This is a genomic window from Legionella fallonii LLAP-10, from assembly GCF_000953135.1.
Classification (GTDB): Bacteria; Pseudomonadota; Gammaproteobacteria; order Legionellales; family Legionellaceae; genus Legionella; species Legionella fallonii.
Window position 1 is genome coordinate 2187239 of sequence record NZ_LN614827.1, and the last position, 16738, is coordinate 2203976.

Below are 16738 nucleotides of genomic sequence, written 5' to 3' on the forward strand. Positions count from 1 at the left end.
GGACTGTAAGTAAAGGCCCCATTGAAATGTATGCCATTTTAAGGATATTAGACGTTGTTTACAATTCATTAGCTTGAGCGTAAGTATCACGATTTTCATGGCATTTACGCTCAAGCTAGTAGAGCTCCTACTTCAGATAGAACATTGTTGTGCCCATACTCTAAGCATGGCATTTCCTGTTTTATGTAAATGAAAAGCAACTTCCCTGACTTCTACCCCATAGTTATCTTGTTGCAGCCCTAATAATACAGGCCCAAGAAATTCTGAAGTATTCCCCTCCCTATCAATCAAAGGAAAAATCCTAACCTCTTTGGCAACTCGCGCTAGCTCACGAATTACTGCTAGATGAAACTCTACGGTTTGTTCATCCAAATCAGCAAATAAATAATGAGAGCTTAGGGCAAAATCAAAAGAAAAATCAGCGAAAGGCAAATGATAATCAGCGACGCCAACATACCGTCCTTGAGCTTTTCCTGCCTCATAGTCAGTAAAAAACTGTTTCATCCCTTGCTGCCTTTCTGCTATCAAATGCTCGTAACTACCACTACGGGTAAAGTCAAATCGATCTTGTTCCTTTTTTACCTGCTCGGCCATACCAGCAAAAATCATAACAACTTTAGAAGATAAGGTATCTTTATCCAATACAAATAAAGGATCACAACTGACTACTTTACGATCTTTTTGTGTTTGCTGATAATTAACTGCACTTGGTCCACAGCCATACTCTAAAATATTAGAATTTATTTCATCCTGAGATAGATCAAACATCTCACGATATTCATCGGCACTATGCCCCCAGAGTACCAGTTTACGCATAAGTAACTCTCCTTATATACAAGCCTAAAAAAGCAGTTGAGCCCTACTGCGCAAGCCAGGAATACTGAACCTGCTACGAAGGATGACTACACTGAATTCGGGATCAAATAAACAGCAATCCTAATGATTAAACTTTTGACTTTAGATTAGGGGATTTTTTAAATCAGGTAAAGCATCATTTGCCATATAAATAGAAATCACCCTAATAAATTGGTCTCAAAACATTCGCTAAAAAATAAACAATTCATTATAAACCATGGTCACAAATACAAGTCTCAGAAAAAAGCACGGCGTACGATAGGAGCATACTTATTTTTTCCTATATGATTGATATTCAATAACAGTTTGGGGTTGCAAGTTTAGATTGATTGGGTATAGTCTAGCGATATTTATCTAAAGTAACAGGAAGTCATTTATGCATACAGGGTTACAACACCAATTAGGCGAAACATACGACCTGTTGCGGGACAGTGTCTATCAATTTGCCCGTACAGAAATTGCACCGATTGCCGCCCAAATCGATGAACATAATGTTTTTCCCAATCATCTCTGGAGAAAACTAGGGGATATGGGATTATTAGGCATTACCGTAAGTGAAGAATATGGTGGAGCCAACATGGGGTATCTCGCTCATGCCATTGCTATGGAAGAAATTTCAAGAGCATCTGCCTCTGTAGGTTTAAGTTATGGGGCTCATTCTAATTTATGTGTTAACCAAATTTATTTAAATGGAAATGACAAGCAAAAACGCCAATATTTGCCTAGACTAATTAGCGGAGAGTACATTGGCGCGTTGGCTATGAGTGAATCTAATTCTGGCTCCGACGTTGTTAGTATGCAATTACATGCACGTCATTCTGGAGATAAATACATTCTCGATGGCACTAAAATGTGGATCACTAACGGTCCTGACGCTGATGTCTTGGTTGTTTATGCCAAAACGGATAAACAGGCAGGAAGTAAAGGAATTACTGCTTTTCTCGTTGAAAAAGGAATGCCTGGATTTAGAACGGCTCAAAAATTAGACAAACTTGGCATGCGTGGTTCTAATACCTGTGAATTAGTTTTTGAGCATTGTGAAATCCCTGAAGAAAATGTGCTTGGCGAGGTCAATAAAGGAGCTAAGGTGCTAATGAGTGGCCTCGATTATGAGCGCACTATTTTGGCAGCTGGTCCTGTGGGCATTATGCAAGCCTGTATGGATGTCGTCTTGCCTTATGTCCATGAGCGTAAGCAATTTAATCAGGCTATAGGGGAATTTCAATTCATTCAAGGCAAATTAGCTGATATGTATACAGAAATCAGCGCGTGCAGAGCCTATTTATATGCAGTTGCCAGAGCATGTGATAATGGGATGGTAAGCCGTAAAGATGCAGCGGGAGTTATTTTATACACAGCTGAAAAAGCAACACAAATGGCATTACAAGCAATACAGATTTTAGGTGGAAATGGATACATTAATGAATACCCTACAGGTAGATTATTACGAGATGCAAAGCTGTATGAGATAGGAGCAGGAACCTCTGAAATCAGAAGAATGCTCATTGGGCGTGAACTTTTTAAAGAAACAGCATAAGGAAGAGCGACATGGAACATAACGATATAGTAATTGTTGCAGCAAAAAGAACTCCTATGGGAGGAATGTTAGGCGAATTATCTGCTTTGTCAGCCCCAGAATTAGGAGCAGTAGCTCATAAAGCTGTATTGGAGCAATCAGGAATATCTCCCTCAGAAATTGATGAAGTAATCAGTGGTTGCGTATTACAAGCCGGTATTGGTCAGGCCCCGGCAAGACAAGCTGCGATCAAAGCAGGAATTCCAAACTCTGCAGGAGCTACCACAATTAATAAAATGTGTGGTTCTGGAATGAAAGCCGTTATGTTCGCGCATGATTTAATACGTGTCGGCTCGGCAAATATCGTTTTAGCAAGTGGGATGGAAAGCATGAGTAATGCTCCTTACTTATTGGCTAAAGCTCGCTCAGGCTACAGATTAGGACATGGAGAGTTGAAGGATCATATGTTCCTAGATGGACTTGAAGATGCCTACAATAGAGGCCAATTAATGGGTTGTTTTGCTGAGGCTACAGCCAGTCATTTTAAATTCAGTAGAGAACAACAAGACGAATATGCGACTCAATCCATGATCAAAGCTCTTAAAGCCATTGAAAATGGTTCTTTCTCTAAAGAAATCGCCACAGTTACATTAAGTACACGTAAAGGCGAGGTGACTGTTAGCGTGGATGAAGGCCCAGATAAAACCAAGCTAGATAAAATCACTCAATTAAAACCAGCTTTTAAATCAGATGGTACCGTCACGGCAGCGAACTCCAGTTCAATTTCTGATGGTGCGGCTAGCTTAATCATCATGAGTGCGGAACAAGCTCAAAAACGCGGTATTCAACCCTTAGCTAGAATTGTTGCTCATGCAAGCCATGCCCAAGCTCCAGAATGGTTTACCACCGCTCCCGTCGATGCTATTCGCAAAGTGATGAATAAAGCGGGCTGGAAGCAAAATGATGTTGATCTCTATGAAATTAATGAGGCTTTTGCAGTAGTAGCAATGGCTGCAATTACCCAACTTGAATTAAATCCAGAACAGGTTAATATTCATGGCGGGGCTTGTGCTTTAGGTCATCCTATTGGAGCTTCTGGCGCACGTATTTTAGTCACTTTAATGCATGCTCTAAAACAGCAAAACAAAAAACGTGGCGTGGCTTCTTTATGTATCGGCGGTGGTGAGGCTACAGCTATGGCTATAGAGTTGATTTAAAAAATTAACCTATAGTTTCAGGGGCAATTATTGTCCCTTTGTCATCCTGAGCGCAGCGAAGGATCTCCTGAAAAGATTGGGTACCACTTTACGGGAGATCCTTCGCTGCGCTCAGGATGACAAGAAAGCTCAGGATGACAAGAAAGCTCAGGATGACAAGAAAGCTCGGGATGACAAGAGAGTTCTAAACGAAAAGAGAGTTCTGGTGACAGAACGAGAATTTAATTCTCTAAAATTTGTGCATAATATGCTCTCCTCATGAATTTGGGGGAAGCATAATATGATTGATTATTTAAGGATGTACATGTTAAGACAAAGTATCATTTATCTACTATTAAGTATTTTAGTAGTCGTTTTTGCACGATACGCTCACCTTCTTATCGTTTATATCGATATGTTCTTCGCTTATGTTAATTATCATTTGGCTCCTATATTCAGCCAAACAGGATGGGGACCCATCATCAGAAAAGTTATAGTGCTCATGTTAATGCCTATAATTATCACAGCAATCCCCGCGCTCATTTACCGATTAATCAAAGGTCATGACATGCCCAATTTTATCGCTATCGTTTGGATAGTTTGGGCGGTCATCGTATTGAGCAATATATTAGTGCGATAAGGACAGATACATGGCCACGTTAACGAGTCAAATTAATCCCAACAGCCAAGAATACAAAGACAACCAGGCGGCTATGCAAGCTCTGGTTAACGAGCTTCAATCTAGAATTAATCAAATCATTTTAGGTGGTGATGAGAAGGCTCGAGCAAGACATTTACAACACGGTAAATTATTACCTAGAGAACGGTTACAACAATTATTAGATCCAGGAAGCCCTTTCCTTGAATTGTCCCAACTTGCAGCTTATGAAGTCTATAATGATGTAGTACCTGCTGCAGGTATTATTACAGGCATTGGCCGTGTTGCCGGCACCGAATGCATGATAGTGGTCAACGATGCTACGGTCAAAGGCGGTACTTATTATCCTTTAACGGTAAAAAAGCACTTAAGAGCTCAAGAAATAGCATTAAGCAATCATTTACCTTGTATTTACTTAGTAGATTCTGGTGGTGCCTTTCTGCCATTGCAAGATGAAGTCTTTCCGGATAAAGAACATTTTGGCCGTATCTTTTATAACCAAGCACAAATGTCAGCGCAAAATATCCCACAAATTGCTGTAGTAATGGGATCATGCACCGCTGGAGGAGCTTATGTTCCCGCGATGTCTGACGAATCCATTATGGTAAAAAATCAAGCGACTATTTTTCTTGGTGGCCCTCCCCTAGTAAAAGCAGCAACGGGAGAAATTATTAGTGCGGAGGAATTAGGTGGAGCCGAAGTTCACTGTAGACATTCTGGCGTTGCAGATCATTATGCCGAACATGATGCTCATGCTCTTCATTTGGCACGAGTTGCCGTTAATAATTTAAATCGCAAAAAAACAGAGCCGCTGAAGCGTATAGCAAGCTCAGAACCACTTTATGACAGTAAAGAACTCAATGGCATAATACCGGCCGATCCAAGAAAGCCTTTTGATATTAGAGAAATCATAGCACGTATAGTTGATGGTTCAGAGTTTGATGAATTCAAAGCACTCTATGGAACTACGCTTGTTTGCGGCTTTGCTCATTTGTTCGGATACCCAGTAGGGATTATTGCTAATAACGGTATTCTATTTAGTGAAAGTGCCCTAAAAGCAGCTCATTTTATAGAGTTATGTTGTCAGCGAAAAATTCCTTTAGTTTTCCTACAAAATATTACCGGTTTTATGGTTGGTTCCAAATACGAAGCTTCCGGCATAGCAAAGCATGGAGCCAAAATGGTAACTGCCGTTGCCAATGCTAATGTACCCAAATTCACCGTCATAGTCGGTGGAAGTTTCGGTGCTGGAAATTATGCAATGTGCGGTCGTGCTTATAATGCACGATTTATCTGGACTTGGCCTAACTCGCGTATTTCTGTAATGGGTGGCGAACAGGCTGCAAATGTTCTGGCGCAGGTAAATAGAGATAAATATGCAAAACAAGGGAAAAATTGGTCCTCTGAAGAGGAAGAACTCTTTAAGGCAGAAATGCGCTCTCAATATGAAGCGCAAGGGAATCCTTATTATGCTAGTGCCAGATTATGGGATGATGGAGTTATAGCTCCTCAAGATACCCGCTTGGTATTAGGACTGGGATTATCTGCTGCATTAAATGCACCCATTGAATCTACACGCTTCGGCGTATTTCGTATGTAAAGGATGATGACACATGAGTGACTTATTAAACGAAATTCAAGATAGAGTATGTTTACTCACCATTAATCGCATAAATAAACACAATGCTTTTGATAATCAGCTTTTAGCTGAAATGCAAAAGCAACTCGACTCCGCAATTAATAACTCTGATGTGCGCGTTATTGTGCTTAAAGCCAATGGAAAGCATTTTTCCGCTGGCGCAGATTTAGCATGGATGCAAAGCATGGCTTTATTTAGTGAAGAAGAAAACTTAAAAGATGCTATGGTTCTAGGAAATTTGATGCATTGTCTCAATCAAAGTCCCAAACCAACTATTGCCATGGTGCAAGGTTCAGCATTTGGTGGAGGGGCGGGTTTAGCTGCTGCCTGTGACATCGCTATCGCTGCTGAATCCGCTCGTTTTTGCTTTTCAGAAGTCAAATTAGGTTTAATTCCGGCGGTTATTAGCCCTTATGTGGTCAAGGCTATTGGAGTGCGTGCAGCCAAAATGTTATTTATGAGTGCTGAGGTTTTTGATGCCAAACGAGCTATGTCATTAAATTTGGTACAGCACTGTGTTCCTGAAGAGGAGTTGTTGGAGTTTACCTTAAAATATGCACAACAAATCAGTAATAATGCGCCAGAAGCCGTTCAACTATCTAAAAAATTGGTTCATGATGTGTCGGGAAAAACCATAGACAAAGAACTTGTTTATCATACGGCGTCCCTAATCGCTCGTAAAAGAGTATCCGCTGAAGGACAACAAGGCCTAAAAGCATTTTTGAATAAAGAAACACCGAACTGGAGTTAGAGGCTTGCATGTTTAATAAAATTCTTATTGCTAATCGTGGTGAAATAGCCTGTAGAATCATCAAAACCGCCCGCTCCATGGGCATACATTCTGTTGCCATTTATTCGACCGTGGATAAAGAAAGTCTTCATGTTCGGCTTGCTGACAGTGCTTATTACATTGGTGATGCCCCTGCTAAAGATAGTTACCTAAATATCGCTAATATAATTCAAGCAGCGCTAGACAGTGGCGCGCAAGCAATCCATCCAGGTTACGGCTTTTTATCGGAAAATCCTCAATTTGCTAAAGCATGCGAACAAGCTGGAATTATTTTTATTGGCCCATCGATTTCAGCTATGGAAGCTATGGCTTCGAAACAATTAGCAAAACAACTTCTTGAGCGGACCAATGTCCCTCTAACTCCAGGCTATCATGGAAGTGAACAGACGGAAGAAAAACTGCTTGCTGAAGCTAAAAAAATAGGCTTCCCTGTCCTGATAAAAGCCGCTAATGGTGGCGGTGGTAAAGGAATGCGTGCGGTTCATAATGAAACAGAGTTCAGCGAATCTCTGGCTGGAGCCAAAAGAGAGTCTATGGCTAGTTTTGCTGATGATACGATGATTATTGAGAAATTGGTTCTCAATCCTCGACATGTTGAATTGCAAGTCATGGCAGATAATTACGGCAATGTGATTCACCTGTTTGAAAGAGACTGCTCTATTCAACGTCGACACCAAAAAATAATTGAAGAAGCACCGGCTCCAGAGTTAAGCTCGCAAATGCGCCATCGTTTAGCCGAAGCAGCTTGTGAAGTAGCGCGCTCTATCCAATATAGAGGGGCTGGTACTGTAGAGTTCTTAGTAGATGGGACTGATCATTTCTATTTTATGGAAATGAATACACGGCTCCAAGTGGAACACCCAGTGACTGAAATGATCACTGGCCTTGATTTAGTTGCTTGGCAACTACATATTGCCGCCAATAATCCCCTACCCCTAACTCAAGAACAGATTCAAGCTAAAGGTCATGCAATAGAATGTCGTATTTACGCTGAAGACCCTCATAATGGATTCATTCCTTCAATTGGTCAGATTCACTTTTTAAAAGAACCCTCCGCTGATGGCATACGTATAGATACTGGAGTTACGCTTTCCTCTCAAATAACTAAATACTATGATCCCATGATAGCAAAATTGATTGTCTGGGGATATGACAGAGCCGAGGCGCTGCAACGATTACAGCAGGCGCTGTCTCATTATTTCATTGGTGGTGTAAAAACTAATATTCCCTTTTTACAAGCTATTTGCCAACATCCTAAATTTACTCAAGCTCAATTAAGTACTGATTTTTTAAGCAACGAAGAAATTTACTTAGTGGGCGCAGATAAAGAATTGGCTTTATTAATGGCGGCAAGTTTTGATTATTTAAGTACAATAAAGGATATCGAAGATCCGTTGCTTCAAACTGCCATTTCCTGGCAAGCCCATACTTTGGGCTCATGGATGGTGCGTTATCTCGACGAAGGAAAATTGATAGAAGCAGTTATAACTCCCATAGATAAAAATCAATTTCATTTATTGCTAAACAATAAAAAACAAACTATCTATACTAATGCAAGTGATAATGTATTGACCATTAAAACGGAACAACAAAGTTATAAAGCCTTAACTGAAGATACTCCTCAGTTTCTGACTTTATATACTGACCAAGGTCAAATCACCATAGAGCGTTTTCATTGGAATAAACTGAGTTCACATGTAGCAACTAATAAAGGGCAACTTACCGCCCCTATGCCAGCAACAATAGTAGCTATACTTAAAAAGATTGGTGATGAAGTGAAAGCGGGAGAACGTTTAATTATTCTAGAAGCCATGAAAATGGAGCATGCAATTCATGCCCCAGCGGATGGTGTGTTGTTAGATATATTTTTTGAGGTAGGTGCCCAAGTGAATGAAGGAGCGGAGTTACTGTCACTGAGTGAAGCAGACTCCTAGCGTTGTGGTAAAATTAAGAGATCATTATGGATTATCCTCAACATGTAACATTAATAGAAGTTGGACCTCGAGACGGTTTGCAAAATGAATCGTCTTTTGTATCCAGTGAACAGAAAGTTGAATTCATCAATTTGCTAAGTGAAACTGGCTTAAAGCACATTGAAGTTACCAGCTTTGTTTCTGCAAAAGCCATTCCTCAGTTGGCTGATCACGATACAGTATTTTCCTCGATCAAGAAAATACCTGGAATCCATTACTCTGCCTTAGTCCCTAATGAACGCGGTATGAATAAAGCACTTGAAGTAGGCGTTAAGGAAATTGCTGTATTTACAGCGGCTAGTGAATTATTTAATCAACGTAATATCAATTGTTCTATTAAAGAAAGCATTGAGCGTATTATCCCCGTCATCGATATAGCTAAAACTCAGCAGATTAAAATACGCGGGTATATTTCCTGCGTTTTAGGTTGTCCCTATGAGGGAGAGATAAAGCCACAGCAGGTCGCTACATTAACCCAACAACTCATGGATCTCGGTGTTGATGAAATATCCTTAGGCGACACCATAGGTGTAGGTACTCCAAGACAGACTCAATTAGTACTGGATAAGGTATTGAAAATAGTGCCTTTAGAGCAATTAGCTATGCACTTTCATGATACCTATGGGCAAGCAATCGCCAATATTTATGCATCCTTACACTACGGAGTGCATCGTTTTGATAGCTCTGTTGCTGGCTTAGGTGGTTGCCCTTATGCTCAAGGAGCAAGTGGAAACGTTGCGACCGAGGATCTGTTGTATCTAATGCACGGTTTAGGAATTAAAACAGAAGTGGATATTTTTAAAATTGTGGCGATTGGTGACATGATGTGCAAAATACTAGGCAAGAAAAATCAGTCTAAAGTAGCTAATGCTATGTTAGCAAACCCCTGTTAATCAAAAATAAGTCGACCCTTTACTGTTTCTAAATAAAGTAAAGCGTAGGGAAGTAAAATCGCAAGAGAGAACTATCAATGAATGAAATAATATGGACACCTCAACACCCTAAAAACAGCAAAATGTGGCAATTCATGAAGTTTGCTGCAGAAAAAAACAATCAGCTTTTTGATAATTATCAAGATCTTCATACTTGGTCCATAAACCACCCTGATTTGTTCTGGCAAACCCTGTGTAACTTTTTCGAGCTTAAATTTGATACCCCTGCTCATCAAATTTTAAATGATTATGAAGAAATGTTGGATGCGCGATGGTTCTCTGGTGCTCGATTTAACTTTGCTCAAAAGTTGTTAAGTCGCAGAGATAATCACCCTGCCTTAGTCAGTATTAATGAAAATGATGAAAAACAGAGCATCACCTACGACCAATTATATTTTGCAGTTGCTCAATGTGCTGCAGGGTTAAAAGCCGCCGGAGTCACTATTGGTGACCGAGTTGCCGCATTAATGCCCAACACAGCCCAAACCATTATAGCAATGCTTGCAACAGCGTCCTTAGGAGCTATTTGGTCTTCTTGCTCACCTGATTTTGGCAGCCAAGCTGCTCTTGACCGAATTGGACAAATTGATCCCAAAGTCCTATTTATTTGTGATGGCCATCAATATCAAGGTAAAACACACAGCGGAGCTGATAAAATCAAACGGCTTCATGAGGAGATTTCTACGTTAGTACAAATCGTTATTTGTTCCAATATTCATGAAACTATAGATATTTCCCCCATACCCAAAGCCCTATACTGGAATGATTTTATTAAACCATCAACCCAATGCGAATTCGTATCTCTGCCCTTTGATCATCCCTTATATATTATGTTTTCTTCAGGTACTACAGGAAAACCTAAGTGTATCATTCATGGTGCCGGAGGTACTTTATTACAGCATCTGAAAGAATTAGGATTACACTCCGATTTAAAAGCTGAAGATAATCTATGTTTTTATACAACTTGTGGTTGGATGATGTGGAATTGGACTGCTTCCGCGTTAGCTTTGGGGGTTACCATCACGTTATATGAAGGTTCACCAGCCTATCCAGATGCCAGTCGCATGTTTCGCTTAATCGATGAAGAGCAGGTTACTGTTTTTGGTACCAGTGCGAAATTTATTTCTGCTACTGAAAAAGCGGGGATTGAACCACGCTCTGAGTTTGATATGGCTCATTTACGTTGCATTCTTTCAACTGGCTCCCCTCTTCTACACAAAAATTATGATTTTGTTTATCAGCACATTAAAGAGGATATTCAACTCAGCTCTATTTCAGGAGGAACCGATATTATTTCTTGTTTTGCCTTAGGTAATCCTATTCTTCCTGTGTATAGAGGTGAATTGCAATGTATTGGTTTGGGAATGGCGGTCACCATTTTTAATGAAGAAGGACAATCAGTACAACAAACTCGAGGAGAGTTAGTATGCACCAAGCCATTTCCTTGCATGCCTGTAGGGTTTTGGAATGACAAAGACAAAGCAGCCTATCATCGGGCTTACTTTGAAAGATTTCCAGGAGTATGGGCTCATGGTGATTATGCAGAAATAACGTCGCACCACGGAGTTATTATTTACGGTCGATCTGATGCTGTTCTCAATCCAGGTGGTGTACGCATTGGTACAGCTGAAATCTATAGACAGGTAGAAAAAATAGCGGCAGTAGTGGACAGTGTGGTAATAGGTCAAGATTGGCAAGATGATGTACGTGTTATTTTATTTGTTAAATTACGCGACGGTACGAGTATTGATGAGGAACTCATTAATACGATTAAACAGACTATTAGACAAAATGCCTCGCCAAGACATGTTCCTGCAAAGATTTTACAAGTCCCCGAAATTCCGCGAACAATTAGTGGTAAGGTAGTGGAAATTGCCGTCAGACAGGTGGTACATAATCAACAGGTTAATAATTTGCAATCCTTAGCAAATCCTCAATCTTTGGAATATTTCAAAAATCGTGAGGAATTACAAAGCTAAAGAGACACGCATCTTAAACACTCAAGTGGCAACTGTCTTGAAATACATCCAATAACTGCTACGCTTACTATTATCGTCATCCTGAGTGCAGCAAAGGATCTCCTGCAAAACGTATTATGCCACATTCAGGAGATCCGTCGCCGCAAACTTCTTATGGGACCGGTCGAGCAACAAATTGCCCAACATTGAGCTCTAGTGTGACTCAACAGGATTTTACCTATGCCTGAGTCGAATAAACGTGCCTAATGGAGATAGTTCCTCTCAGAGGCATCGAGTCAATAAGTTAACGTCAGTTTCGGATAAGGAACTCAGATTTTACTGACACAAGGTAATTCAATAAAAGCTGGTAAATTTAGGTTATTTGAACATTTTGATGTAATATCTTATATTATATGTTTTTGGTAAAGAATTAACCAAGGGATTAAATCCAATCAGGGGTTTATGGACAAGGAGTGGTTATACAATCTTATGAATCATCTGAAACGTATTCCCAAAAGTATTATATGGGGGTTACTAATTGCAATCATATTAGACACTTTTATACAACTAATTTGGAAAAAATTTGCAATAGAAATTACTATCGACACGAACTTTATAAATCAATTCCAGTCTTATATTAAAAATCCTCTTTTACTTTTAATGCTTATTTTATTTGCAACACAGTTAATCAATTGGTTGTTACTACTCACTAAAACTGATTTAAGTTTTGTGTATCCATTAACTGCATTAAGTTATGTAACTATAGCTATATCATCACACTATTTTTTGGGTGAGTCACTTTCGTGGTTGAAAATTTTAGGGATTTTGATAATTATGATCGGCGTAAATTTCATTTCTTTTTCAGAACATAAATCAAAAGAACCTTAAGATAAATTATGAGCATGAAATTTATAGGTATTTTACTCATTCTTTTGTCAACTATTCTGGAGGGATTTGGACAATTATTATTTAAATATTCCGCAATACTAACAAGTAGAAAAAAATATATTTGTTTTATTATTGGTGTAGTATTTCTAATTCTTGAGTTTATTTCATGGACGGCAGTTCTTCACTATATTGATGTTAATATTGCCTATCCCATGAGTAGCTTAAGTTATGTCTTTGTTTGTTTACTGTCTTTTATTTTCTTAAGCGAATCGTTACAAAAACAACGTGTATTAGGCTTAATTTATATTGTCTTCGGTACGATTATTCTAGGACTAAGCTAATATGACTAAATCCCCTTTTAAAATCATCTGGGTAAATTCTGCCGATGACATTGATAGCACGCTATGGAATGAATGTTTCTCTAAAGATATAGAAGGATATTGGTGGTATAAAACGTTAGAACAAAGCAAGCTTGATGATCAGTTTCAATTTCTCTATGGTGTTTTACTTCAAAACAAAATACCCATTGGGATCGTACCCTGTTTCATTATGGCGGTACCAATAGAGCTCGTTCTTCCAGATTTTATTTCATCTATAGTGCGAAAAATTGGCCAATATATTCCATCTTTTTTGCATCAACGCACACTATTCATAGGATCACCTTGTATCGATGAAGGACATATAGGCATAAAGCCAGGTTTAAATCTCAACACATTAGTTCCTATCATTAACGAGGCTTGTGAGCAACGAGCGAAAGAGTCACATACTCCTCTTCTTGTCTGGAAAGACTTTTCAAATGATTACTCCTCCGCACTGAGCCAATTAACATCAGATTACGGGATGATAAAAGCGATTAGCTTCCCAGGAACAACCTTACACCTTGATAAGTTCAACTCATATGAATCCTATTTAAATAGTCTCAGCGGAATGCATCGTCATAATTTTAAAAAACATGTTTCTAAAAGTAAAAACCTGATTGAACTGGATACCACTATAGTAACAATGCCTGATGATGTATTAATCGATGAAATATTTGATCTATTCTGGGGAACCTATCTTAAAGGCAAAACAAAGTTTGAACAGTTAAACAAAACATTCTTTATAAATATTTCCCGACTGCCAACTTCTATCTATATAATTTTGCGTGATCAAAAAACCAATAAACTGGTAGCATTTATGCTGTGTTTTCGCCTGAACTCAAAAATAATTAATAAATTTATAGGCATCGATTATACCCAACCCAAAGAGACAAGCCTCTATTATCGATTGTGGGAGGAAGCAGTGACTTGGGCCATAAAATCCGGGGTTAACGAGCTACAGAGTGGTCAAACAGGCTATTCCATTAAGATGCGAACAGGTAACGAGTTAGTCCCACTTTTTAATTACATTAAGCACAGAAACATCTTTATAAATTGGATATTTAAATTAATTGCTAAACATATTAACTGGGCAACTTTAGACGAAGATCTAAAACCCTATAATCATAAAAAAAACAGAAACTAACTAGTACTTTATGAGGCATTAACCACTTGTTTATTGATAAAACGTTTATGCAGGAACAATTATCCTGATCATGCGAAAGAGCTTGAACCGCGTCATTTGGGCCTAAACAAAGACCGAGTGTACTGCGTTGTGGTTATTCCTTTTAAGTATATTAACCAGACTTAACTAAACGAATCGGTCAGTGGCTGATTCAAACAATAAACGTACTCTACGTTATCCACATTTCACTTAAGTTAATCGTTTTCCTATAGTGCAAATGCATTGGTTTCCAGGTTTTCTTTTTCGTAAGACATTAAATTTGGTGACGCATTACTCTTCAATAGAACGAGGAAATGCGCCTTGATATATAAAAATTCAACTGATTGATAAAAAAATCATTACATTATGAAACAACAACGCGTTGAGTTTTGTTCTTCTATATACGTTTCTATTTTTTGCTTCATTTCTTCACTAAGCAAATCAGGAGCGTTAATTAATTTCGTTAAAAGCTCTATATAGGTTAATTTCGTCGAGTCATCTTCCGCTCGCTCGCATAGAGCAATTAACTCTTCCGCTATCTTGGGTAAAAACATAAAATCATTAGAAGAATTAAGCGGGTGGACCTGCAATTGTAAATTTTTAATAGTATGAGGATCTTTGTTATTAGATATTCTTTCTAGCATTTTATTAATTTCTTCTTTATTCTGAAAAAACTCCATTTCTTTCGTCAAAATAATAGTATTACTATTAATGCAAGCAATGGCCCTATACCCCTCTTTAACGTGGATAACACAAACATTCTTATCTTGCATTTGCGCTGCTAAACGTCCGGCAATGAAAAAAGACTTTACACTGTTAGTACTATGATGTGGATTTTGCATTACTGCAGTAAAAGAAGACCCTTTCCCCTTGTGTATACTGGTTAATAAATCGCGTACCCCATCGCTATCAAGTCCAACATGCGAATTAACTGCATGGTAAAGAGCAAATAAATTATCAATTTTGGGTTTTGCTACCACTGCATTGCAAGCAGCAAAATCTTGGGAAAAAAGAGGAGTTCCAGTCCTGGAAAACTTAATTCCCACTTCATTCCCTCGTCCACCAATACATCGAATGTATTTAATAAGCATGCTAATATCGAACTCATTAGCTTTTGTTACTTGAACTTTACCCTCAATATCCGTTTTAAATTCATTAATAACTTTAGCATGATTTATGCAACGTATGCTCACGGGTTCAAGGCAAACATGATCTTCAATAAAACAAACTGTGATCTGGCTTTCTTCGTTCAAACCCCTAGTTATTAACAATACAAGGGCATTCTCATTCATTGCGGCAATCGATGTTTTATTAACGTTGAAATCCTCTTCATGCACAAAAAGATAAAGCTCATAGTCTCTATAAACCAGGTGTTTCTCAACCCACAGAATGGGGGCAAAGATAATCTCTATTTCCTTGTTATGTTTTTCCAGGGATAAAGCATTTCCATGCACGTCCATGCTTTGAATTTTCCCCTGAGTTCCAGCAGTAAGAACAACAATGGAGGATAGGTTTTGTTGCGAGAGCATATTAGATTTTACCTCAGTATGATAATCAATTATTAAATGAATAAAAGAGATAATTATAACACAATTAGATGATATATTAATCTTCTCGATCAGATTTACATTGCCCCAAAAAGACAAATTAAATCACAATAGAATCAAAAATTAACCATCAAGATCAAAAGGATACATAACTTATTTACCCCATAGAACAACCATTACAGCCCTCGAAAATCAATATTTTATCCATATTGATCAATTTTTATCATATAATCCTATACTCCATAAAAGGTTCTCAGAAAAATAAAAACAAAAGAATCAATTTATACGCTAACTATTTATAATAGGTATTCTATGTTTATTGATGAATTGGCCAAGACTTATCTACTGCTTGAGAAAATTAAGCTTACTCTGAATACTGTTTTTATCAGTTAAAAAAAGCGTTAAAAAAGACATAAAAGAGATTATTGATAACAAACTACAAAAAGAGTTAGGTTGTGAGCTTGAACCACCTAAGTTTAAAAACAACTCCTTTTAATTTAATGGAAACCTAAATACCATGCATAAGGACGCACTATATCAGCGTGTGATGACCATTGGCCGTCTCGCTTCTACCTGCCTCAGCCTGTTCGAGGCATCCAGAAAGATGTCTATTAAAATACAGAGGGTCATTTGACTAGCCCTCTGAGTTCCCCCGAACAAGCCCTGAGAGTTTCTCAGAAAATATTGCTTTAACCTATTGAAAAAAAATAGTAATAAAAAGAATTAAAAGTGCATATTACTGTTGACAACAGGCTCTCTATATCACCCAAACACTTTAAATCCCTCACCTAATTGACAGCTAATTGAGTGAGATCCCAAAACCTCATAATTACTGGCATTCATCATCGTTATTTTAATGGATGCCTTACCCTGTGAATCAATACTAAATTTACTGTAGTCAAATACGGGAATGTCGCGAGCACTAGGTTCATCTAAAGTAAAATGCCTATCTGATGCAGTAATTCGACTGTTTCCGATAATCATTACCGCATTAGGTGCAATTGAAGCGGTAATTGCTGGTAAAGTCTTTTGTGATGTACATTGTTTAAAATGAATCACGAAGTTAACCGGATGACCTTGTGATACAGCAGTAGCCACGTCATTAAAAGTTGATAATTCATCTGCCTGGGCAGTAAATGAAAGTAAGGCCCAGATAGATAAAGTAATTTTTTTCATAATAAACCACTCCATTTGATAAATTACTGAATAATATCTTAGAATGCCTATTTGAGTAAATTTGGATTAACGGAACTATACTCTCATAA

The 16738-nt window shown here is 38.3% G+C and carries 13 protein-coding genes; 10 read left to right on the forward strand and 3 right to left on the reverse strand.

Annotation, left to right across the window (positions count from 1 at the left end):
* Nucleotides 1–132 precede the first annotated feature (132 nt).
* Nucleotides 133–816 (reverse strand): class I SAM-dependent methyltransferase, encoded by a 684-nt coding sequence (locus tag LFA_RS08830; protein WP_045095872.1) that lies wholly within the window; start codon nt 814–816, stop codon nt 133–135.
* A 415-nt stretch (nt 817–1231) separates the two neighbouring features.
* On the opposite strand from LFA_RS08830, the gene LFA_RS08835 reads away from it, so the two are divergent.
* The 10 genes from LFA_RS08835 (at nt 1232) to LFA_RS08890 (ending at nt 13908) form a co-directional block, all read left to right on the forward strand.
* Entirely contained in the window at nt 1232–2392 is a 1161-nt protein-coding gene (locus LFA_RS08835; RefSeq protein WP_045095873.1) for an isovaleryl-CoA dehydrogenase, read from the forward strand.
* Between the two features lie 11 nt (nt 2393–2403).
* Nucleotides 2404–3588: an acetyl-CoA C-acyltransferase gene (locus LFA_RS08840; protein WP_045095874.1), complete on the forward strand. Its 1185-nt coding sequence runs from the start codon at nt 2404–2406 to the stop codon at nt 3586–3588.
* Between the two features lie 304 nt (nt 3589–3892).
* Entirely contained in the window at nt 3893–4207 is a 315-nt protein-coding gene (locus LFA_RS08850; RefSeq protein ID WP_045095876.1) for a hypothetical protein, read from the forward strand.
* A 10-nt stretch (nt 4208–4217) separates the two neighbouring features.
* A complete protein-coding gene (locus tag LFA_RS08855; protein WP_045095877.1) occupies nt 4218–5825 on the forward strand; it encodes a carboxyl transferase domain-containing protein in 1608 nt (535 codons plus the stop codon).
* A gap of 13 nt (nt 5826–5838) precedes the next feature.
* Nucleotides 5839–6615 (forward strand): enoyl-CoA hydratase-related protein, encoded by a 777-nt coding sequence (locus LFA_RS08860; RefSeq protein WP_045095878.1) that lies wholly within the window; start codon nt 5839–5841, stop codon nt 6613–6615.
* 8 nt (nt 6616–6623) lie between these two features.
* Nucleotides 6624–8588, forward strand: coding sequence for an acetyl/propionyl/methylcrotonyl-CoA carboxylase subunit alpha (locus tag LFA_RS08865; RefSeq protein WP_045095879.1), 1965 nt, complete (start codon nt 6624–6626; stop codon nt 8586–8588).
* A gap of 26 nt (nt 8589–8614) precedes the next feature.
* Complete coding sequence (locus LFA_RS08870) at nt 8615–9520, forward strand: hydroxymethylglutaryl-CoA lyase (RefSeq protein WP_045095880.1); 906 nt, start codon at nt 8615–8617, stop codon at nt 9518–9520.
* 77 nt (nt 9521–9597) lie between these two features.
* Nucleotides 9598–11538: an acetoacetate--CoA ligase gene (locus tag LFA_RS08875; RefSeq protein ID WP_045095881.1), complete on the forward strand. Its 1941-nt coding sequence runs from the start codon at nt 9598–9600 to the stop codon at nt 11536–11538.
* 875 nt (nt 11539–12413) lie between these two features.
* A complete protein-coding gene (locus LFA_RS08885; RefSeq protein WP_045095882.1) occupies nt 12414–12746 on the forward strand; it encodes an SMR family transporter in 333 nt (110 codons plus the stop codon).
* Nucleotide 12747: 1 nt separating this feature from the next.
* On the forward strand, nt 12748–13908 hold the full coding sequence (locus LFA_RS08890) for a peptidogalycan biosysnthesis protein (protein WP_045095883.1): 1161 nt from the start codon (nt 12748–12750) through the stop codon (nt 13906–13908).
* Nucleotides 13909–14285: 377 nt separating this feature from the next.
* Here the strand turns inward: LFA_RS08890 and LFA_RS08895 are convergent, their stop codons facing one another.
* Entirely contained in the window at nt 14286–15455 is a 1170-nt protein-coding gene (locus LFA_RS08895; RefSeq protein WP_045095884.1) for a hypothetical protein, read from the reverse strand.
* A gap of 780 nt (nt 15456–16235) precedes the next feature.
* Nucleotides 16236–16649 (reverse strand): VirK family protein, encoded by a 414-nt coding sequence (locus LFA_RS08900; protein ID WP_045095885.1) that lies wholly within the window; start codon nt 16647–16649, stop codon nt 16236–16238.
* Nucleotides 16650–16738: the final 89 nt, after the last annotated feature.

Coding starts and splice junctions, on each gene's coding strand:
- LFA_RS08835 (WP_045095873.1), top strand. CDS start 1,232: ATGCATACAGGGTTACAACACCAATTAGGCGAAACATACGACCTGTTG.
- LFA_RS08875 (WP_045095881.1), top strand. CDS start 9,598: ATGAATGAAATAATATGGACACCTCAACACCCTAAAAACAGCAAAATG.
- LFA_RS08860 (WP_045095878.1), top strand. CDS start 5,839: ATGAGTGACTTATTAAACGAAATTCAAGATAGAGTATGTTTACTCACC.
- LFA_RS08830 (WP_045095872.1), bottom strand. CDS start 816: ATGCGTAAACTGGTACTCTGGGGGCATAGTGCCGATGAATATCGTGAG.
- LFA_RS08865 (WP_045095879.1), top strand. CDS start 6,624: ATGTTTAATAAAATTCTTATTGCTAATCGTGGTGAAATAGCCTGTAGA.
- LFA_RS08895 (WP_045095884.1), bottom strand. CDS start 15,455: ATGCTCTCGCAACAAAACCTATCCTCCATTGTTGTTCTTACTGCTGGA.
- LFA_RS08890 (WP_045095883.1), top strand. CDS start 12,748: ATGACTAAATCCCCTTTTAAAATCATCTGGGTAAATTCTGCCGATGAC.
- LFA_RS08840 (WP_045095874.1), top strand. CDS start 2,404: ATGGAACATAACGATATAGTAATTGTTGCAGCAAAAAGAACTCCTATG.
- LFA_RS08885 (WP_045095882.1), top strand. CDS start 12,414: ATGAGCATGAAATTTATAGGTATTTTACTCATTCTTTTGTCAACTATT.
- LFA_RS08855 (WP_045095877.1), top strand. CDS start 4,218: ATGGCCACGTTAACGAGTCAAATTAATCCCAACAGCCAAGAATACAAA.
- LFA_RS08850 (WP_045095876.1), top strand. CDS start 3,893: ATGTTAAGACAAAGTATCATTTATCTACTATTAAGTATTTTAGTAGTC.
- LFA_RS08870 (WP_045095880.1), top strand. CDS start 8,615: ATGGATTATCCTCAACATGTAACATTAATAGAAGTTGGACCTCGAGAC.
- LFA_RS08900 (WP_045095885.1), bottom strand. CDS start 16,649: ATGAAAAAAATTACTTTATCTATCTGGGCCTTACTTTCATTTACTGCC.